Raw genomic sequence first — 16,155 nt, 5'->3', positions numbered from 1 at the left:
GATACTTTAATTGTAAAAGAAAATGGCTAGATATACAGGACCTAAGTCCAAAATTGCCCGTAAATTTAGAGAGCCGATCTTCGGCCCAGATAAAGCGTTAGAAAAGAAAAATTACCCTCCTGGACAACATGGAGCTTCTAAACGCAGAGGTAAACAATCTGAATATGCTATTCAGTTGTTAGAAAAACAAAAAGCAAAATACACTTATGGTGTATTGGAGCGTCAGTTCTCAAACTTATTTGTTAAAGCTGCCTCTAAACAAGGTATTACAGGTGAGATCTTCTTGAAATTATTGGAAGCTCGCTTAGATAACGTAGTTTACCGTTTAGGTATCGCTACTTCTCGTGCTGCTGCTCGTCAGTTAGTATCTCATAAACACATTACTGTTAACGGAAGTGTTGTTAACATTCCATCATATAGCTTGCGTCCAGGTGACGTTGTAGCAGTTCGTGAACGTTCTCAAACACTTGAAGCCATCACAAATTCAGTTGCAGGTCGTACTGTAAACAAATTTTCTTGGTTAGAGTGGAATGCGAAAGAATTGACAGGTACTTTCTTAAGCTATCCAGAAAGAGCTGATATTCCTGAAAACATTAAAGAGAACTTAATCGTTGAGTTATACTCTAAATAATAAATAAAATAGAAGTATGCATAGTCCAATTCTGGGTTATGCATCTTTCTATTGTATTACAATTATTATTACAAATAAAACATTAAAAGAAAATAAATGGCAATTTTAGCATTTCAAAGACCGGATAAAGTTATCATGCAGAAATCTACGGATTTTGATGGTACGTTTGAATTTCGTCCATTGGAGCCTGGTTTTGGTGTAACCATTGGTAATGCTTTGCGCCGTATTCTATTGTCCTCGTTAGAAGGATATGCAATTACGTCGATAAGGTTTTCTGGCGTTTCGCACGAATTTTCAACGATCAAAGGTGTTGTTGAAGACGTAACTGAAATTATCTTGAACTTGAAACAGATCCGTTTCAAAAAAACAGGTGAGATTGGCGACAACGAAAAGGTATTTGTAGTAATCAATGGTCAAGAACAATTCTTAGCTGGTGATATCACAAAATTCTCTAATAACTTTACTGTCTTAAATCCAGACTTAGTAATCTGTAACATGGATAACGCAGTGACAATTGAATTGGAATTGAGTATTGCTAAAGGTCGTGGATATGTAAATGCAGATGAGAATAAAGTGACTGACGCTCCAGTAGGTGTTATCGCTATCGATTCGATCTTTACTCCGATCAAGAATGTTAAATATACCATTGAGAATTACCGTGTAGAGCAAAAGACTGACTACGAGAAATTGTTGTTGGATATTTCTACAGATGGCTCAATTCACCCCGAAGAAGCTTTGAAAGAGGCTGCTAAGATCTTAATTCAACACTTTATCTTATTCTCGGATGAGAATATGCTTCTTGAGTCTCAAACAAAAGAAGAAACTAAAGTTGTCGATGAGGAGATCTTGCACATGCGTAAGATTCTGAAAACAGAATTAGTAGACCTTGACCTTTCAGTGCGTGCATTGAATTGTTTGAAAGCTGCTGACATTCGTACGTTAGCTGAGTTGGTAACTTACGACGTTGCGGATATGTTGAAATTCAGAAACTTCGGTAAAAAATCGTTAAGCGAAATCCAAGAATTGGTTAAATCGAAAGGTTTATCATTCGGAATGAACTTAGCGAAATATAAATTAGACGAAGAATAATAATTTATTAAGCGACCACTATATGTAATTCCTCTTGAAACGGACAGCCGGATGATACGGGCAGTTGCCTTTGAAAAATCTGACAGTTTAGGTAAAGCAAGAACGGTATATATAGTATAATAAAATCAAAATGAGACACGGAAAAAAAGTAAATCACTTAGGCCGTACGGATAGCCATAGAAAAGCAATGTTGGCTAACATGGCAACATCATTAATCCTACACAAACGTATCACAACTACTTTGGCTAAAGCTAAAGCATTGCGTACATACGTTGAGCCGTTGATTACTAAATCTAAAAACGACACAACACACTCTCGTCGTACAGTATTCGCTTATTTGAAAGATAAAGACGCAGTTTCTATCTTGTTCCGCGAAATTTCTGAAAAAGTAGCTAACCGTCCAGGTGGTTACACGCGTATCATCAAAATGGAAAACCGTTTAGGTGATAACGCTGAAATGGCTTTCATCGAGTTAGTTGACTACAACGAAATCTACGGTAAAAAAGCTGCTGCTGCTGAGAAAAAAGCTACTCGTCGTCGTGGTGGTGCTAAAAAAGCTGCTGCTCCTGCTGAAACTGAAGCTCCTGCTGAAGTAAAAGCTGAAGTAGAAGGTGAAGAAAAAGTTGACGGAGAATAATATTGTTCCCGTTATCATAGAAAAAGTCCTCTTTTTAAGAGGACTTTTTTTATTTTATGACCATTCCTACCGTTATAACTGATATATTTGTAATGCTAAAATCTGATAGCTTTTTCTATTACAAGCTATTTCGTTTATCAATCTATAATTCATTAAGATGAAACCATTTGATGTTTATCCCATTAATCCTATTAACATAGTTAAAGCTAATGGATCTACGGTGTGGGATGCCGAAGGAAATGCTTATTTGGACTTGTATGGTGGCCATGCCGTGATATCGATCGGACACACGCATCCACACTATGTACAACGTATTACAGAGCAATTGAATCGTATCGGATTCTACTCTAATTCTGTTGAAATTCCAATTCAGCGTGAACTTGCACGATTGCTGGGCGAAGTATCTGGTAAGGTTGATTATGACTTATTTCTCTGTAATTCTGGTGCTGAAGCAAACGAAAATGCTTTGAAGCTTGCTTCTTTCTATAATAAGAGAAAGAAAATCATCGCATTTTCTAAATCTTTTCATGGTAGGACCTCATTAGCGGTGGCTGCTACAGACAATCCAAGTATAGTTGCACCTGTTAATGAAACCGAGAACGTTGTTTTCCTTCCGTTCAATGATGAGACAGCTTTAGAAGAAGCATTTGCTGCTTATGGCGAAGAAATCTCTTCTGTTATTATCGAAAGCATTCAAGGGGTAGGCGGAATCAGAGAGGCGTCGATCAGTTTCCTCCAGCTGATCCGTTCGCTTTGTGACCAATATAATGCTGTATTTATTGCGGACGAGGTCCAATGTGGTTACGGAAGAACAGGTCTGTTTTATGCCCAGGACTATTCCGGCGTAAATGCAGATATTTATACGATGGCAAAAGGGATGGGAAATGGTTTTCCTATCGGAGCAATCAGTATCTCCCCTAAGTTTAAAGCTTCACATGGTAGTTTGGGGACAACGTTTGGAGGTAATCACCTGGCTTGTGCCGCTGCGCTAGCTGTATTGGAGGTCATTCAACAAGATCGCCTGATGGAGAATGCACAACTTGTAGGACAGTACCTAATTGACGAACTGAAGAAAATCGAAGAGATCGTAGAAGTAAGAGGGAGAGGGCTAATGATCGGAATAGAACTTCCAGCTTCATTAGCGCATGTGAAAAAAGATCTTCTGTTAAAGAATCGTATTTTTACAGGTGAGGCAAAACCGTACGTTATTCGATTGCTACCAGCATTGAATATAACCAAAGAACATGCTGATCAATTTTTATTGGCATTAAAAGAACATATAAAAGCGGTTGCAATCGCCTAAGATAATAGATGAAATAATAGCAATGATTGATCCCTGATATCATAGCGGATCAATCATTGTTATTCCAACAGCATACATGAACAAAGTGGGGAGCACGGCGCGTTGTGCCATAGTAAAAACCCACATAAATGATTTATATAGATGAAAAAGTTTTTCTCTGTAAAGGACGTATCCAGTGTAGCAGAGGTTGTCCAAGAGGCGTTAGCTTTAAAAGCAGCACCATATGATAACCGAGATCTTGGTAAAAATAAGACCTTGGGTCTTGTGTTTTTAAATCCTAGTTTGCGTACACGTCTAAGTACCCAAAAAGCAGCAATGAACTTGGGTATGAATGTAATGGTCATGAATATGGACAAGGATGGCTGGGCCCTAGAAACGCAAGACGGTGTCGTGATGAATGGCAGTACTGTTGAACATATCCGCGAAGCAGCAGCAGTCATGGGAGAATATTGCGATATCCTTGGCTTACGATCCTTTCCGAAATTAAAAGACCGGGAGGAGGACTACAGCGAGGATTTATTTAATAAATTTATTCAATACTGTGGTGTACCTGTAGTTTCTTTGGAAAGTGCCACCCGTCATCCATTACAGAGTTTGACGGATATCATTACCATCACTGAGCATAAGAAGACCGTGAAACCAAAGGTGGTATTGGCTTGGGCCCCACATGTGAAAGCTTTGCCACAAGCAGTACCGAATTCTTTTGCGGAATGGATGTGTAAGGCACAGGAAGAAGGTCTTGTGGAGTTTACCATTGCACAGCCTATGGGGTATGAGCTCAGCAAGGATTTTACGAAGGGGGCGACAATTTCAACAAATTTAAATGAAAGTCTAAAAAACGCTGATTTTGTTTATGTGAAGAACTGGTCATCCTATCAAGAATATGGTGAGGTGTATACGGTAGATGAAGATTGGATGATGGATAATGAAAAGTTGTCTTTGACAAATGATGCCAAGGTCATGCATTGTTTGCCCGTAAGACGGGATCTGGAGTTGTCATCTGAGATTTTGGATGGACCAAACTCATTGGTTATTAAAGAGGCTAGTAATCGTGTCTGGGCGGCACAGGTTGTTTTAAAGCGAATGCTGGAAGATCTGGTATAAGTTCGGTCTTCGATTATTGAGAAACTATTTTTATTTGGGAAAAGTTGCGTAATGGCTAATAGTGTATTAAATATTATAAAAATTGGCGGAAATATTATCGATGATGAGGGTCTGTTAGATTCTTTTTTAGAGAAGTTTTCCGCATTGTCCGGGAAGAAGATCCTCGTCCATGGCGGAGGTAAAATTGCAACACGTTTGGCGAGTGAGCTTGGTTTGCAGGCGCAAATGGTAGAAGGCCGCAGGGTAACTGATGAGGATATGCTGAGGATAGTGACAATGGTATATGCTGGACTAACAAATAAGACCATAGTTGCTAAATTACAAAAATTGAAATGCGATGCTGTTGGCTTATCGGGGGCAGATGGGGATGTGATTAAGGCTATAAAACGTCCCGTTAAAGATATTGACTATGGTTTTGTTGGAGATTTATTGCATGATTCGGTAAATACATTGGCGATAAAGAAGTTTTTAGAAGCAGGATTTGTTCCGGTATTCTCTGCTATCACACATAATGGTTTGGGACAGTTGCTCAATACCAATGCAGATACCATCGCATCTTCTTTGGCAGTCTCTCTGTCCTCATTATATGAAACTTCATTGGTTTATTGCTTCGAAAAGAATGGTGTATTACGGGATGTAACGGATGAGAATTCAGTGATACCAACGATTAAATACGAGGAATTTGAATATCTTAAAGATTCGGGCGTCGTCAACGATGGTATGATACCAAAACTACAAAATGCATTTAATGCAATAAATAAAGGTGTACAAGAGGTGTATATTGGTCATGCCAATAATTTACATCTATTTCAACAAGGGCAGTTTGGCACCTGTTTGACATTAAAATAATCATGTAATCTAAATCTAAACCCCACTATGAAAAAGGTCACTATTATCGGAAGTGGCAATATCGGTCTCTCCTTGGCAAAAGGGCTTGTAAAAAGCGAATTTGCCAGTGCTGCCAATATTACATTGACCCGCAGAAATCTGAACGCACTGTCTGAGGAGGCAAGCCAGGGTTTCTCTGTAAGTAATGACAACAAAGCTGCTGTTAAAGGCGCTGATATTGTTGTTTTTGCAATATTACCACAGCAATTAAAAAAGGTACTGGTTGAGGTCGCTCCCGAAATAGACAAGAAAAATCAGATTTTTGTTTCTATCGTATCTGGTGTTTCCTGTGCTGACCTTAAAGCGGTATTGGGTGAGGATGCGACGGTAGTACGTGCTATGCCAAATACGGCAATCGCTATTGCTCAATCGATGACCTGTATCGCAAGTGATCACGCTTCAGATGGTAGTCTTGCTGAAGTAGAAAAGATGTTTGAGACCGTAGGATCGGTTGTCATTATAAATGAAGACCTGATGACTTCAGCAACTGCCTTGTGTGCTTGTGGAATAGCCTTTTTCCTGCGTGCTATACGCGCTGCGTCACAAGGTGGGGTTGAAATAGGTTTCCATGCGCATGACGCCTTAAAAATGGCTGTTCAGACCGCTAAGGGAGCTGCAGATTTATTGTTGCATACAAATGCGCATCCGGAAGGGGAGATTGATAAGGTAACATCGCCAAAGGGATGTACCATTGCTGGGTTGAACGAAATGGAACATAATGGTTTTAGTTCAGCTTTTATTAAAGGGATAAAATTGTCTGCGGATAAAGCAGGAGGATTATATCATGAAGGATAAGGATAGCTTATTCAAAGATAGCTTAGTTTTATTGAAAAAGTTGATCGCTCTTTCCTCTCTAAGCCGTGAGGAAATACGAACAGCTGACCAGATTGAGGAATTTTTCAAAGAACGGCTCGTCAAAACCTTTAGAAAGGGCAATAATGTTTGGGTATATAATAAGCATTACGCGGTGGATAAGCCAACTATCCTGCTTAATTCGCACCATGACACAGTGAAGGCTAACCCTGGTTACACCCGCGATCCATTGGCTCCGACGGAAGAAGAGGGGAAGCTCTACGGCTTGGGTAGTAATGATGCTGGCGGATGTCTGGTCTCACTGATTGCAACCTTCTTACATTTTTATGAACGGGCTGACCTAAACTATAATTTTTGTCTGGTTGCGAGCGCCGAGGAAGAAATCTCGGGCAGAAACGGCATTGAATCTGTACTCGAGGATATCGGACCTATAGATTTTGCCATCGTCGGCGAGCCGACCCTGATGGATTTAGCTATTGCGGAAAAAGGTTTGATGGTATTGGACTGTAATGCGATCGGAATTGCAGGCCATGCTGCACGTGATGAGGGGGATAACGCAATTTATAGAGCGATAAGTGATATTCAATGGTTCAAAGATTATGCTTTTGAAAAAACATCCGCGACTTTGGGTCCCATAAAAATGTCCGTGACAATGATTCAGTCGGGTTCACAGCACAACGTAGTACCTGCTAGCTGTAATTTTGTCGTTGATGTGCGCACAACGGATGCTTATACCAATGAGGAAACCCTAGCGATTATCAAATCTCATGTATCTTCGGAAGTTTCGGCTCGATCTACTCGTTTAAAATCTTCTTCTATTCCCGAAGAACATCCTATTGTACAGGCGGGAATTGCGCTGGGCCGTAAATTATATGGATCCCCGACGATGAGTGATCAAGCGCTTATTCCGGTTCCTTCGTTAAAACTGGGGCCAGGGGATAGTGCAAGATCGCATATGGCGGATGAATTTATCTATATTGATGAAATTAGAGAAGGAATTGATTTGTATATAGCTATGCTACAAAAGATCGTATAAAAAAAGCTTCCAACTGTTGGAAGCTTTTTTTATACTAGACTAAGCTGATCTGACGCTTAATACTTTCTTCAAGGGAGATAATTGTCTCTGTACGCTGGATACCAGGTACAGATTGGATATCTTCGTTCAATACTTTTCTGAGGTGGACAGTGTCCCTACAGATAATTTTTGCAAAAATACTGTATTGGCCAGTACAATAATGTAACTCAACCACTTCTTTGATTTCTTTCAGTTTATCTACCGCATCTGCATATTGTGAACCTTTTTCTAGATAGATACCGAGAAAGGCAGTGATGTCAAATCCAACTTTTTGGGGATTGATAATGAGATTTGAACCTCTGATGATACCTAACTCTTCCATCTTCTTCATTCTAACGTGGATGGTACCACCTGATACGATTAGTTTTTTCGCTATTTCAGTATAAGGAATAGAAGCATCGTTCATTAGAATAGACAGGATTTGGATATCCAAATTGTCTAGATCATAGTTTGCATATTGATTTTCCATTAACAATGGGTTTTGTGTTTCATTCATTGGTCATACATCAAATCTGACCAACAGCTAAAATAATTAAATTTATTTCAAAATTACTAAGAATTTTCGGTTTATAGATGTAAATTTAATAAAAAATACTTATTGATATTGATAATGTTATATGTTTTTGATTGAAAGTGCTTATAATTGTTTTGGAGGTGATTTTATTGTAAGGTTATCAGATCGTTTCGTTATCTTGTTATTCATGTCATTGAGACGATAAAGATGTAGGATAAAGATCAAAAACAAAAGACAAGTAAGCAAGCGACAGGTGTATGTTAAACCAAAGTCTCAGTACGCATATCTAATATCTCAATATTTCAAGACTAAAATAAAGATGGAAGAAGTTCAGGATGTAAAGATTTCGAGGAAGAAGCCGATCTTTGAAGTGGGAGAAGGGCTTCATAAATATCTTAAGCTATATCAACGGGATGAAAAGTTACCCATCGGTTATAAGGATCTATTGAATTTTACAGAGACCGTACCGGTCATGGACAAATTTGGTAATGATACATTTTGGGAGACACCACTCTATCCTCAGTATCTCATTGATCAGCTATATGACGGGTTAAAGGTCATCTATGCAAAGCTTAAAGCTTCGGGCAACACACGTATTGTACAGCACAAATATATCGACCGCGTGGAGTACTGTGGTTTTGGTAATACAAGACCATTTCGGATCCGTATCGTAAACCGATTAAATGACGTTTATGATTATTTTTATATCAAACAGGCGGATGCATCACGGATCTACGGATTGGAACTGGAGGAAATATTATCTCCGAATCAGGTCAATTATATGGTGGATCAGGATACATTGGTAGAAGAACATATTGTTGGTATTCCCGGCGATATATTTTCCCAAACAAGGATGTTCACGCCGGATTACAATTTGACACGGATTTCGAAGGAATTTGTCAAGTTTAATGAGCGTTGTATCATCACCTTGCTGGGGGATATGCGGGCTTATAATTTTGTCATGCAGATTACGCCTGACTTTGATGATTTTCAGTTTAGGATCAGGGCAATCGATTTTGACCAACAGTTTTATGAGGGGAACCCAAAAGTATATATGCCCCAATTTTTTAAAGAGAACTATCCATATGTTAAGCTCGCGATGGAGCATTTGACCGAAAAAACGGTATTGCAATACCAACAGGAGGAGCGGTCTTCGATTGTGCATAGGGTACGGAGTGAGCGGCACCGGATCGCTGACCTTAGAGATGCTTCGCAGATGCAGGTTCTCTCAACTCCAGAAAATATTAAGCAATTGCGTGAGGGTTACGCGGAGTTTTATCAGAATAATTCTTATTTGAAATGTAAGACAATGACTGATATTGTCGAATTAAATGTGAAAAATGTCATCCGGCAGGTGCAGATGTAACTACTTAATCCGGTCTTTGTTTTCTTTGATAAAAGAGGACCAGCCGGAATAGGATTTTCCGCTACCAGTAGCACTATTTTTTTGAAACGAATGGCAAACAGCAATTGCCAGTCCATCTGTCGCATCAAGAAACTGAGGTGTTTCCTCAAATTTTAATAGATTTTTGAGCATGGCAGAAACCTGTTCTTTCGTAGCATTTCCATTTCCGGTGACTGACTGTTTTATTTTTCTGGGTGAATACTCAAAGATCGGAATATCCTGGGCCAGTGCAGCTGCCATAGCAACCCCCTGTGCCCTTCCCAGTTTGAGCATAACCTGAATATTTTTGCCATAGAAAGGAGATTCCAGCGCGACACAATCTGGATTATATTCTTGCATTAATGCAGAGGTCTTTTTGAAGATACGTTGCAATTTTAATGCATGGTCATCGAGATGGCCCATTTTGATGACACCCATTGAAATAAGGGAGATGGTATTGCCAACTTCTTTGATAATTCCATATCCAAGCACTACTGTCCCTGGATCGATCCCTAGTATGATTCTTTCTTTCGCCTTTTCCTTCTGCATGTACAATATTACAAATTTTGCTTTTTATAAGTGGATTGCTGCACACAAAACTTAATCATTTGGCTAAAATTTAGTAACATTGCTCTCTAATTATCAAACGTTGACTGGGAGACAAAAAAAATACATCAGTCTTTTATTGAAGATACTGGTTTTTGCACTTGCCACATGGTATATCATTACCAAGGTATCCGATAAGAGCAATATCGATAAATTTAAGACACTGATCACTGGATTAGAACAACATTCTGTTGTCTGGACATTGATATTGATCGTTGTTTTAATGCTCGTAAACTGGCTACTGGAAGTTGTCAAATGGCGTTATCTCGCCTCTAAGTTGGAGCATATATCTTTTTGGAAAGCGTTTCAATCCGTTTTTTGTGGACTTACATGGGCGATTTTTACCCCAAATAGGATTGGGGAGTATGGAGGTAGGGTATTATTCCTTACGCCGCAGAACAGGGCCAAAGGGGCTGTAGCGATGGGAGTTGGGTTGTTTGCCCAATTGGTTTTGACAAGTGTTGCAGGCTCACTGAGTATAGCCTGGTTTGTCTGTAAATTTTTATCTACGCCTTTATCTGTCCAATTTGGAGTATGGTTGCTCGCCCTTATTTATGCTGCTGGATTTGTCATCTTGTATTTTAATGTGAGATGGGTGGATATACTTGTGGGGCGAATTAAGTTTTTGGCGAAAATCAAACCTTTTTTTGAAGTACTTGAACATTATTCCACGGCGGAACTGAGTATTGTTTTGATAAACTCACTAGCAAGGTTTATTATTTTCACTTCGCAATATATTATTTTGATGAAGCTGACCTTACCAGAGTTGCCTCTTGTCTCCATGGTTTTGATGATCTTTATCCTCTTTTTCGTTCAGGCGGCCCTGCCCACCTTGGATATTTTTGATTTTAGTGTGCGGAGTTTTGTGGCAAGTAATCTTTATAGCTATATTACAACACAGGAAATTGCGGTGATGGCTATTGTATCGTGTATCTGGTTTGTCAATTTGATTCTCCCGGCGATATTTGGTTCTATTTTTGTTTTTAAGATTAATTTTTTCGGTGATACAAATTCTTAGTTATTTATTGATCAGTTTTGCCTGTGTCTATGGTATTCTCGTATTGTGGATGCGGAGGGGCTGGGCTCAGATCCAAGCGCCTCATGGTAATTTAATTCCCACCAAAATGGTATCCGTAATTATTGCCGCCCGTAATGAAGAATTAAATATTCGAAGAACGATTGAATGTATCTTAAATCAGGCTTTTCCAAAAGATCTTCTCGAACTTATTATTATTGATGATCATTCGGACGATAACACCTCAGCAATTGTGAAAGAATTTACCGAACGAGGAGTCAAGTTAATTCAGTTAAATGAGAATGGCCGGATGAATTCCTATAAAAAGCTGGCGATTTCAAGGGCAATTGACTGCTGTAAAGGGGAGATTGTTATAACGACTGATGCAGACTGCAGGATGGGGCCAAACTGGCTAAAGACTGTAATCGGAACCTTTGAAAAAGAGGATGTTTACTTGCTGTCTTCACCGGTGCTGTATTCCGAGGAGAAAAGCTTTTTCGAACGCTTGCAGACATTGGAGTTCCTATATCTCATTGGTCTTGGCGCTGCGGGTATAGGTAATAGAAAGCCAACAACCTGCAACGGCGCGAATTTAGCTTATCGAAAAGATATATTTAGGGAAATGGGCGGGTTTAGAGGCATTGATGAACTTGCTTCTGGGGACGATGAGCTATTTTTGCATAAGGTGGCAGAGAAATATCCTGAACGGATCGCATTTTGTAAATCGGAGGATGCTATTGTGTATACAGATGCCAAACCTGATCTTCGCTCATTTATAAGCCAAAGAAGACGTTGGGCCTCTAAAAGTACCAAGTATAAAAACAAGGGAGTTATCGCTTTGGGAATCGCAATCTGGCTGTTTAATGTGCTTTTATTGGTTGGAGTAGCCCTTGCTATCGCTGGCATTAAAACACTTGGATGGGTCGTTTTCTTCGCATTATTACTTAAAGTAGTCGTGGAATTCCTATTTATCCAACCCTTAACTACTTTTGCGAGGCGCACTACTTTGCTTTGGTATCTCCCAATATTGAGTCTGGCCCATATTCTATATTTAACTTATATTGGAATATTAGGGAATATCGGGAAATACGATTGGAAGGGCAGACAAGTCAAATAAACCCGGTTTAATTTTCTACTTTTCGCTTAATTGTTTCCTCAGCTAATTTTACGATTTCTTCAATATTTTTATCCGTTGTATCCAAAGGGTCCAATACCTCCCATGTCATATGTAAAAAAGGAGTTAGCGGATACATACCATACTGTACCATTTCGTAAGATCCTTTAATCGCAATAGGGACAACCAATGCATTTGGATTTTTCTTTAATAATGTTGCAATTCCGCCAACGTGAAATGCTTTCATCTTGCCTGTTTTTGATCGGGTCCCCTCTGGAAAGATAAAGGCGGACCAGTTCTTTGTTTTCATATTGTTGGCAAGTTTGAGGATCTCAGCTATAGACTGTTTGGGGTCATTCCGATCGATATTGGCTGCACCACCATGTTTTAGGTTGAACGAAATACTGGGTATACCACTGGCCAGTTCAATTTTCGAAATGAACTTACCATGAAACCTCCGTAAAAAATAGATGAGCGGCGGAATATCAAAAGTACTTTGATGATTGGCAACAAATATAATTGGCTGCCCCAATGGGATGGATTTATTGTCGATAAAAGTGACCCTATTGAATAAGGTATAGTAGCAAGCAACCAAACATGCATTTAAGATGTCAACACTTTTTTTATGCGCACTATAGCCACCTAATTTTAGGCATAGCCATTGGATAGGGTGGAATATAATTAAAGATAAGCCAAAACAGAACCAAAATATAATAGATAGGATATAGCCTAAAAACTTTTTCATACACTTTATTTATTGTTTACAAATATATCATTAAGCAACGATTTTTGGAAGATATTCATAATATTGTATTTCATTTTAATAATATTAATATTATATTTAACATTATTTACTTTTGTTTTGTGGAATGAAAAAAATACCTGTAAATTGTCCATGTTGTGATGCGAAGTTAAAAGTCTCCAAGCTGGTCTGTGATTCCTGCGATACTGAAGTTGTTGGTAAGTTTACTTTACCCTTACTCATGCAACTGACAGTCGAAGAGCAGGAGTTTGTTCTGAATTTTCTAAAGTATTCAGGTAGCTTAAAAGAGATGGCCAACCAGATGGGTAAATCTTATCCTACTGTTCGCAATATTCTAGATGATCTGATTCATAAGTTAAATACGTTTATCAATGAAAATTAAGCAGTTGTTATTAAATCCTTTTGTGGATTTTTCTGAACGGGTACTGTTTGTTGTAGGTATCGCAGGCTTTTTGTTTTCCAGTTATCTTGTTTATCTGTCTGGGGAGCAGTTTAATGGCTTTATGCATTTCTTTAGACCCCATGTACCGGTTTCCTTTATTACGGTGTTAAAAGTACATGTTTATATGGTTTTGGCTCCTTTAATTTTATTATATGTAGTAGGGAGGATATTAAACCATAGGACCAGAATCATCGATGTATTGAATGTCATTTTGATTGCACCATTTCCGCTTTACTTGGTTCTGCTACTGGGTAAACTACTGAATCAGGATGAATTTACCAAACAGATTGATGAAGCCTTAAAAAATGGTGATCATACTTTATCGACTATAGATAAAGGCCAAATGATATTATTTGCTGTATTTGGAATATCTGCGCTATTTCTGCTGTTTTATCAATTCTATTTATTGGTCAAAGGAATGAATGTTGCCGTAAACAATAAAAAGATTTGGATAAGCATATTGTTTGTGGCATTATATTTTATGCTTGATTTAGGTATACAGTATTATTTTTGATAGCAAAGAAATGATGAAGAAAATTCTCTATTTATTTTTGATCTGTTTGCAGTTCTCATGTGCGGATGCACAGACCTTTGATGGTTCATGGAAAGGTGAGGTGAGCGTGTCTGGGCAGAAATTACTTTTGGTATTCAATCTAAAGCAGGATAGCAATGATAATTGGGCTGGAACTTTTGAAAGCCCCATGCAGACCTCCCTAAAGTTTCCTATTAATGCAATAAAAGTGGACAAGGACTCGATATATATCGATGTCAAAGCAATAGGTCTATATTATACTGGCTACCTGGATCGGGATAAAGATGTGTTGAAAGGTGTAATGAAACAGGGAAGTTTTGAATCTCCTATGTTATTGGTCCGCAGTGAGAGCGAGCAAAGTGGGCTTTCGCGTAAGCAGGATGTCTTTCCTCCATATGATTACATTGAAAAGGAGGTTATGTTTCAAAATGTGAAGGGCAATGCTACCTTAGCGGGAACACTTACTTATCCCAAAGCAGGAGGACCTTTTCCGGCTGTTATTCTGGTTAATGGAAGTGGACAACAAAATAGAGATTCGGAAGTTTTTGGTCATAGACCATTTAAGGTACTGGCCGATCACCTCAGTAAAAACGGTTTCGCGGTGTTGCGTTACGATGACCGCGGTATCGGTGGCTCCAAAGGGGAGGTTAACTTGGCAACAACAATTAACTTCGCATCAGACGCAAATGCCGCCGTGGATTTTATGAGCACGCAGCAGATGGTCAGAACCGATAAAATAGGCGTCATTGGACATAGTGAAGGGGCTTTGATAGCAGACATGGTGGCAGCGGAGAACGATAAAGTCAACTATATTGCTTTACTGTCTGGTCCTATCCTCAAAGGAGACTCTCTATTGATCCTACAAAGTTACGCTTTGGGAAAAGTGGCTGGATTAGCTGAGCCTGCTCTAGAAGTAAATAAACGCAATAACAGAAAGCTATATGACATTCTATTAAGGGATGAGCCGCCGAAGGTTTTGGCAGAATCATTGGAAACAGAACTTATCCGTCAAAACAACGGGAATGCATTAACAGCTGACATGAAAATTAAATTGAGTCCTATGCTGATTCCATGGTTTAAAACTTTTATACGTATCGATCCAGCTTATTATCTGAAACAGGTGAAAGTGCCTATTTTTGCTTCTTTTGGAGGAAAGGATATTCAGGTTCCTGCAAATGAAAATATCTACGCACTTCAACGCCTGCATTTGAATACGACAGATGTCACTATCAAAAACTATCCAAATCTGAACCATCTTTTTCAAAATGCACAAACAGGAAAAATCGAAGAATATTTTGAAAATCCGGAAAGTTTCAACGTGCAATTGATGAATGATCTCACCAATTGGCTTAAATTGAAAGCAAAGTAATTGGATCAAAATATTCGTATGAATGACAGCGATTGTTTAATAACCTTAAACAGCAGCTGTTTATTAAAAGTTCAGCGTCCTATCTAAAGATCTATATCCGATAGATCTTTAGATAGGACGCTGATAAGTGAATATTTTAGCAATAGGTTACTTTCTGCTCGCTACTTATTAGGGAGTTGTATTGGCAACAGGAAGGATTTTGCCATTGAAATATTTATGCCCATTCTGTGCAAAATCAGCAATATATCTGCCCATTTCAAACGCTAGCGTACCAGCCTCCATGCCTGGGAATGCAGCTTCAAACATTTCAGTTTGTGACGATCCCAAAGCTAAGCAGTTAACCTTGATCCCTCTTTCCTTAAATTCTTCCGCCAGGCATTCCGTTAAAATAGCCAATGCGCCTTTACTGGCAGAGTAGGCTGCTAGACCGGGGAACTTCATCGAGCCCTGAAAACCGCCCATACTACTGATGTTAACAATATGGGAACCTTCATGCATGAATGGAACAACCTGTTGTATCATATTGACATGACCGATGATATTTGTCTGAAGCATCTCTGCAAAGTCCTGCCCACTTGTCTCCATAAATGGTTTATTCACTAAAGCACCGGCATTGTTAATCAGGATATCAACAGTATCGAATTTGGATTGTATAAAAGGTACTAATGTTGCGTAGTCATCATAAACAATATCAAATTGAGCAGGGAAGAGTGTTCCGCCATCATAATTGAGCTGACTTGCGATTTCGTGAAGTTTCCTCAATTTGTCTGCTGATCGGGCCAATGCGATAACCTTGTTGTCCTTTTTTGAGGTCAAATCAAGCACTGCCTCGAATCCGACTCCACTACTTGCTCCTGTGATAATAATATTCGCCAT

The 16,155-nt window shown here is 39.0% G+C and carries 18 protein-coding genes; 14 read left to right on the top strand and 4 right to left on the bottom strand.

Going from position 1 to position 16,155, the window contains the following annotated elements:
- Positions 1-22 precede the first annotated feature (22 nt).
- The 8 genes from rpsD (at position 23) to BWD42_RS19570 (ending at position 7,501) form a co-directional block, all read left to right on the top strand.
- A complete protein-coding gene (gene rpsD / locus BWD42_RS19605; protein ID WP_077438112.1) occupies positions 23-631 on the top strand; it encodes a 30S ribosomal protein S4 in 609 nt (202 codons plus the stop codon).
- 96 nt (positions 632-727) lie between these two features.
- Positions 728-1,720 (top strand): DNA-directed RNA polymerase subunit alpha, encoded by a 993-nt coding sequence (locus BWD42_RS19600; RefSeq protein ID WP_077438111.1) that lies wholly within the window; start codon positions 728-730, stop codon positions 1,718-1,720.
- A 130-nt stretch (positions 1,721-1,850) separates the two neighbouring features.
- On the top strand, positions 1,851-2,357 hold the full coding sequence (gene rplQ / locus BWD42_RS19595; protein WP_077438110.1) for a 50S ribosomal protein L17: 507 nt from the start codon (positions 1,851-1,853) through the stop codon (positions 2,355-2,357).
- 157 nt (positions 2,358-2,514) lie between these two features.
- A complete protein-coding gene (locus BWD42_RS19590; protein WP_077438109.1) occupies positions 2,515-3,660 on the top strand; it encodes an aspartate aminotransferase family protein in 1,146 nt (381 codons plus the stop codon).
- 141 nt (positions 3,661-3,801) lie between these two features.
- Positions 3,802-4,764 carry an acetylornithine carbamoyltransferase gene (locus BWD42_RS19585; protein WP_077438108.1) on the top strand — a complete coding sequence of 321 codons (963 nt, stop codon included), beginning with the start codon at positions 3,802-3,804 and terminating at the stop codon, positions 4,762-4,764.
- Positions 4,765-4,815: 51 nt separating this feature from the next.
- Positions 4,816-5,613 carry an acetylglutamate kinase gene (argB, locus tag BWD42_RS19580; RefSeq protein WP_077438107.1) on the top strand — a complete coding sequence of 266 codons (798 nt, stop codon included), beginning with the start codon at positions 4,816-4,818 and terminating at the stop codon, positions 5,611-5,613.
- 27 nt (positions 5,614-5,640) lie between these two features.
- Positions 5,641-6,447 carry a pyrroline-5-carboxylate reductase gene (proC, locus tag BWD42_RS19575; protein ID WP_077438106.1) on the top strand — a complete coding sequence of 269 codons (807 nt, stop codon included), beginning with the start codon at positions 5,641-5,643 and terminating at the stop codon, positions 6,445-6,447.
- Positions 6,437-7,501: a M20 family metallo-hydrolase gene (locus BWD42_RS19570; protein WP_077438105.1), complete on the top strand. Its 1,065-nt coding sequence runs from the start codon at positions 6,437-6,439 to the stop codon at positions 7,499-7,501. The genes proC and BWD42_RS19570 overlap by 11 nt, the downstream gene beginning before the upstream one ends.
- 34 nt (positions 7,502-7,535) lie before the next feature.
- Here the strand turns inward: BWD42_RS19570 and BWD42_RS19565 are convergent, their stop codons facing one another.
- A complete protein-coding gene (locus BWD42_RS19565) occupies positions 7,536-8,009 on the bottom strand; it encodes an Lrp/AsnC ligand binding domain-containing protein (protein WP_046674894.1) in 474 nt (157 codons plus the stop codon).
- Between the two features lie 364 nt (positions 8,010-8,373).
- Between BWD42_RS19565 and BWD42_RS19560 the strand changes: the two genes are divergently transcribed.
- Entirely contained in the window at positions 8,374-9,420 is a 1,047-nt protein-coding gene (locus tag BWD42_RS19560) for a hypothetical protein (protein WP_077438104.1), read from the top strand.
- On the opposite strand, the gene ruvC is transcribed toward BWD42_RS19560, so the two are convergent.
- Positions 9,421-9,987 (bottom strand): crossover junction endodeoxyribonuclease RuvC, encoded by a 567-nt coding sequence (ruvC, locus tag BWD42_RS19555; RefSeq protein WP_077438103.1) that lies wholly within the window; start codon positions 9,985-9,987, stop codon positions 9,421-9,423.
- 100 nt (positions 9,988-10,087) lie between these two features.
- Here ruvC and BWD42_RS19550 point away from each other — a divergent pair, with 100 nt between their 5' ends.
- Together BWD42_RS19550 and BWD42_RS19545 are read left to right on the top strand one after the other, a co-directional pair.
- Positions 10,088-11,062, top strand: coding sequence for a lysylphosphatidylglycerol synthase domain-containing protein (locus tag BWD42_RS19550; protein ID WP_077438102.1), 975 nt, complete (start codon positions 10,088-10,090; stop codon positions 11,060-11,062).
- Positions 11,046-12,176 (top strand): glycosyltransferase, encoded by a 1,131-nt coding sequence (locus tag BWD42_RS19545; protein ID WP_254846281.1) that lies wholly within the window; start codon positions 11,046-11,048, stop codon positions 12,174-12,176. The genes BWD42_RS19550 and BWD42_RS19545 overlap by 17 nt, the downstream gene beginning before the upstream one ends.
- 7 nt (positions 12,177-12,183) lie before the next feature.
- Here the strand turns inward: BWD42_RS19545 and BWD42_RS19540 are convergent, their stop codons facing one another.
- The gene (locus tag BWD42_RS19540; protein ID WP_077438101.1) at positions 12,184-12,918 is read right to left on the bottom strand and encodes a lysophospholipid acyltransferase family protein; all 735 of its coding nucleotides are present in this window, start codon (positions 12,916-12,918) and stop codon (positions 12,184-12,186) included.
- A 124-nt stretch (positions 12,919-13,042) separates the two neighbouring features.
- Between BWD42_RS19540 and BWD42_RS19535 the strand changes: the two genes are divergently transcribed.
- From BWD42_RS19535 to BWD42_RS19525, 3 genes are read left to right on the top strand one after another with little or no spacing between them, the layout of a single operon-like run.
- Complete coding sequence (locus BWD42_RS19535) at positions 13,043-13,318, top strand: DUF2089 family protein (protein ID WP_077438100.1); 276 nt, start codon at positions 13,043-13,045, stop codon at positions 13,316-13,318.
- Positions 13,308-13,892, top strand: a complete 585-nt coding sequence (locus BWD42_RS19530) for a YIP1 family protein (protein WP_077438099.1) — start codon at positions 13,308-13,310, stop codon at positions 13,890-13,892. The genes BWD42_RS19535 and BWD42_RS19530 overlap by 11 nt, the downstream gene beginning before the upstream one ends.
- Positions 13,893-13,902: 10 nt before the next feature.
- Positions 13,903-15,279, top strand: a complete 1,377-nt coding sequence (locus tag BWD42_RS19525) for an alpha/beta hydrolase family protein (protein ID WP_077438098.1) — start codon at positions 13,903-13,905, stop codon at positions 15,277-15,279.
- Between the two features lie 168 nt (positions 15,280-15,447).
- Here BWD42_RS19525 and BWD42_RS19520 read toward each other — a convergent pair whose 3' ends face one another.
- Complete coding sequence (locus BWD42_RS19520; RefSeq protein WP_077438097.1) at positions 15,448-16,155, bottom strand: SDR family NAD(P)-dependent oxidoreductase; 708 nt, start codon at positions 16,153-16,155, stop codon at positions 15,448-15,450.

The organism is Sphingobacterium sp. CZ-UAM, assembly GCF_002000245.1.
Taxonomy (GTDB): domain Bacteria; phylum Bacteroidota; class Bacteroidia; order Sphingobacteriales; family Sphingobacteriaceae; genus Sphingobacterium.
This window is presented reverse-complemented; position numbering and strand designations above follow the sequence as displayed.

Bases quoted from the DNA above. Each gene is read 5' to 3' on its own strand.
- BWD42_RS19565 (WP_046674894.1), bottom strand. From the start codon at position 8,009: ATGGAAAATCAATATGCAAACTATGATCTAGACAATTTGGATATCCAA.
- BWD42_RS19535 (WP_077438100.1), top strand. From the start codon at position 13,043: ATGAAAAAAATACCTGTAAATTGTCCATGTTGTGATGCGAAGTTAAAA.
- rpsD (WP_077438112.1), top strand. From the start codon at position 23: ATGGCTAGATATACAGGACCTAAGTCCAAAATTGCCCGTAAATTTAGA.
- BWD42_RS19585 (WP_077438108.1), top strand. From the start codon at position 3,802: ATGAAAAAGTTTTTCTCTGTAAAGGACGTATCCAGTGTAGCAGAGGTT.
- BWD42_RS19525 (WP_077438098.1), top strand. From the start codon at position 13,903: ATGATGAAGAAAATTCTCTATTTATTTTTGATCTGTTTGCAGTTCTCA.
- BWD42_RS19530 (WP_077438099.1), top strand. From the start codon at position 13,308: ATGAAAATTAAGCAGTTGTTATTAAATCCTTTTGTGGATTTTTCTGAA.
- argB (WP_077438107.1), top strand. From the start codon at position 4,816: ATGGCTAATAGTGTATTAAATATTATAAAAATTGGCGGAAATATTATC.
- BWD42_RS19540 (WP_077438101.1), bottom strand. From the start codon at position 12,918: ATGAAAAAGTTTTTAGGCTATATCCTATCTATTATATTTTGGTTCTGT.
- BWD42_RS19560 (WP_077438104.1), top strand. From the start codon at position 8,374: ATGGAAGAAGTTCAGGATGTAAAGATTTCGAGGAAGAAGCCGATCTTT.
- proC (WP_077438106.1), top strand. From the start codon at position 5,641: ATGAAAAAGGTCACTATTATCGGAAGTGGCAATATCGGTCTCTCCTTG.
- BWD42_RS19570 (WP_077438105.1), top strand. From the start codon at position 6,437: ATGAAGGATAAGGATAGCTTATTCAAAGATAGCTTAGTTTTATTGAAA.
- rplQ (WP_077438110.1), top strand. From the start codon at position 1,851: ATGAGACACGGAAAAAAAGTAAATCACTTAGGCCGTACGGATAGCCAT.
- BWD42_RS19520 (WP_077438097.1), bottom strand. From the start codon at position 16,155: ATGGCGAATATTATTATCACAGGAGCAAGTAGTGGAGTCGGATTCGAG.
- BWD42_RS19600 (WP_077438111.1), top strand. From the start codon at position 728: ATGGCAATTTTAGCATTTCAAAGACCGGATAAAGTTATCATGCAGAAA.
- ruvC (WP_077438103.1), bottom strand. From the start codon at position 9,987: ATGCAGAAGGAAAAGGCGAAAGAAAGAATCATACTAGGGATCGATCCA.
- BWD42_RS19590 (WP_077438109.1), top strand. From the start codon at position 2,515: ATGAAACCATTTGATGTTTATCCCATTAATCCTATTAACATAGTTAAA.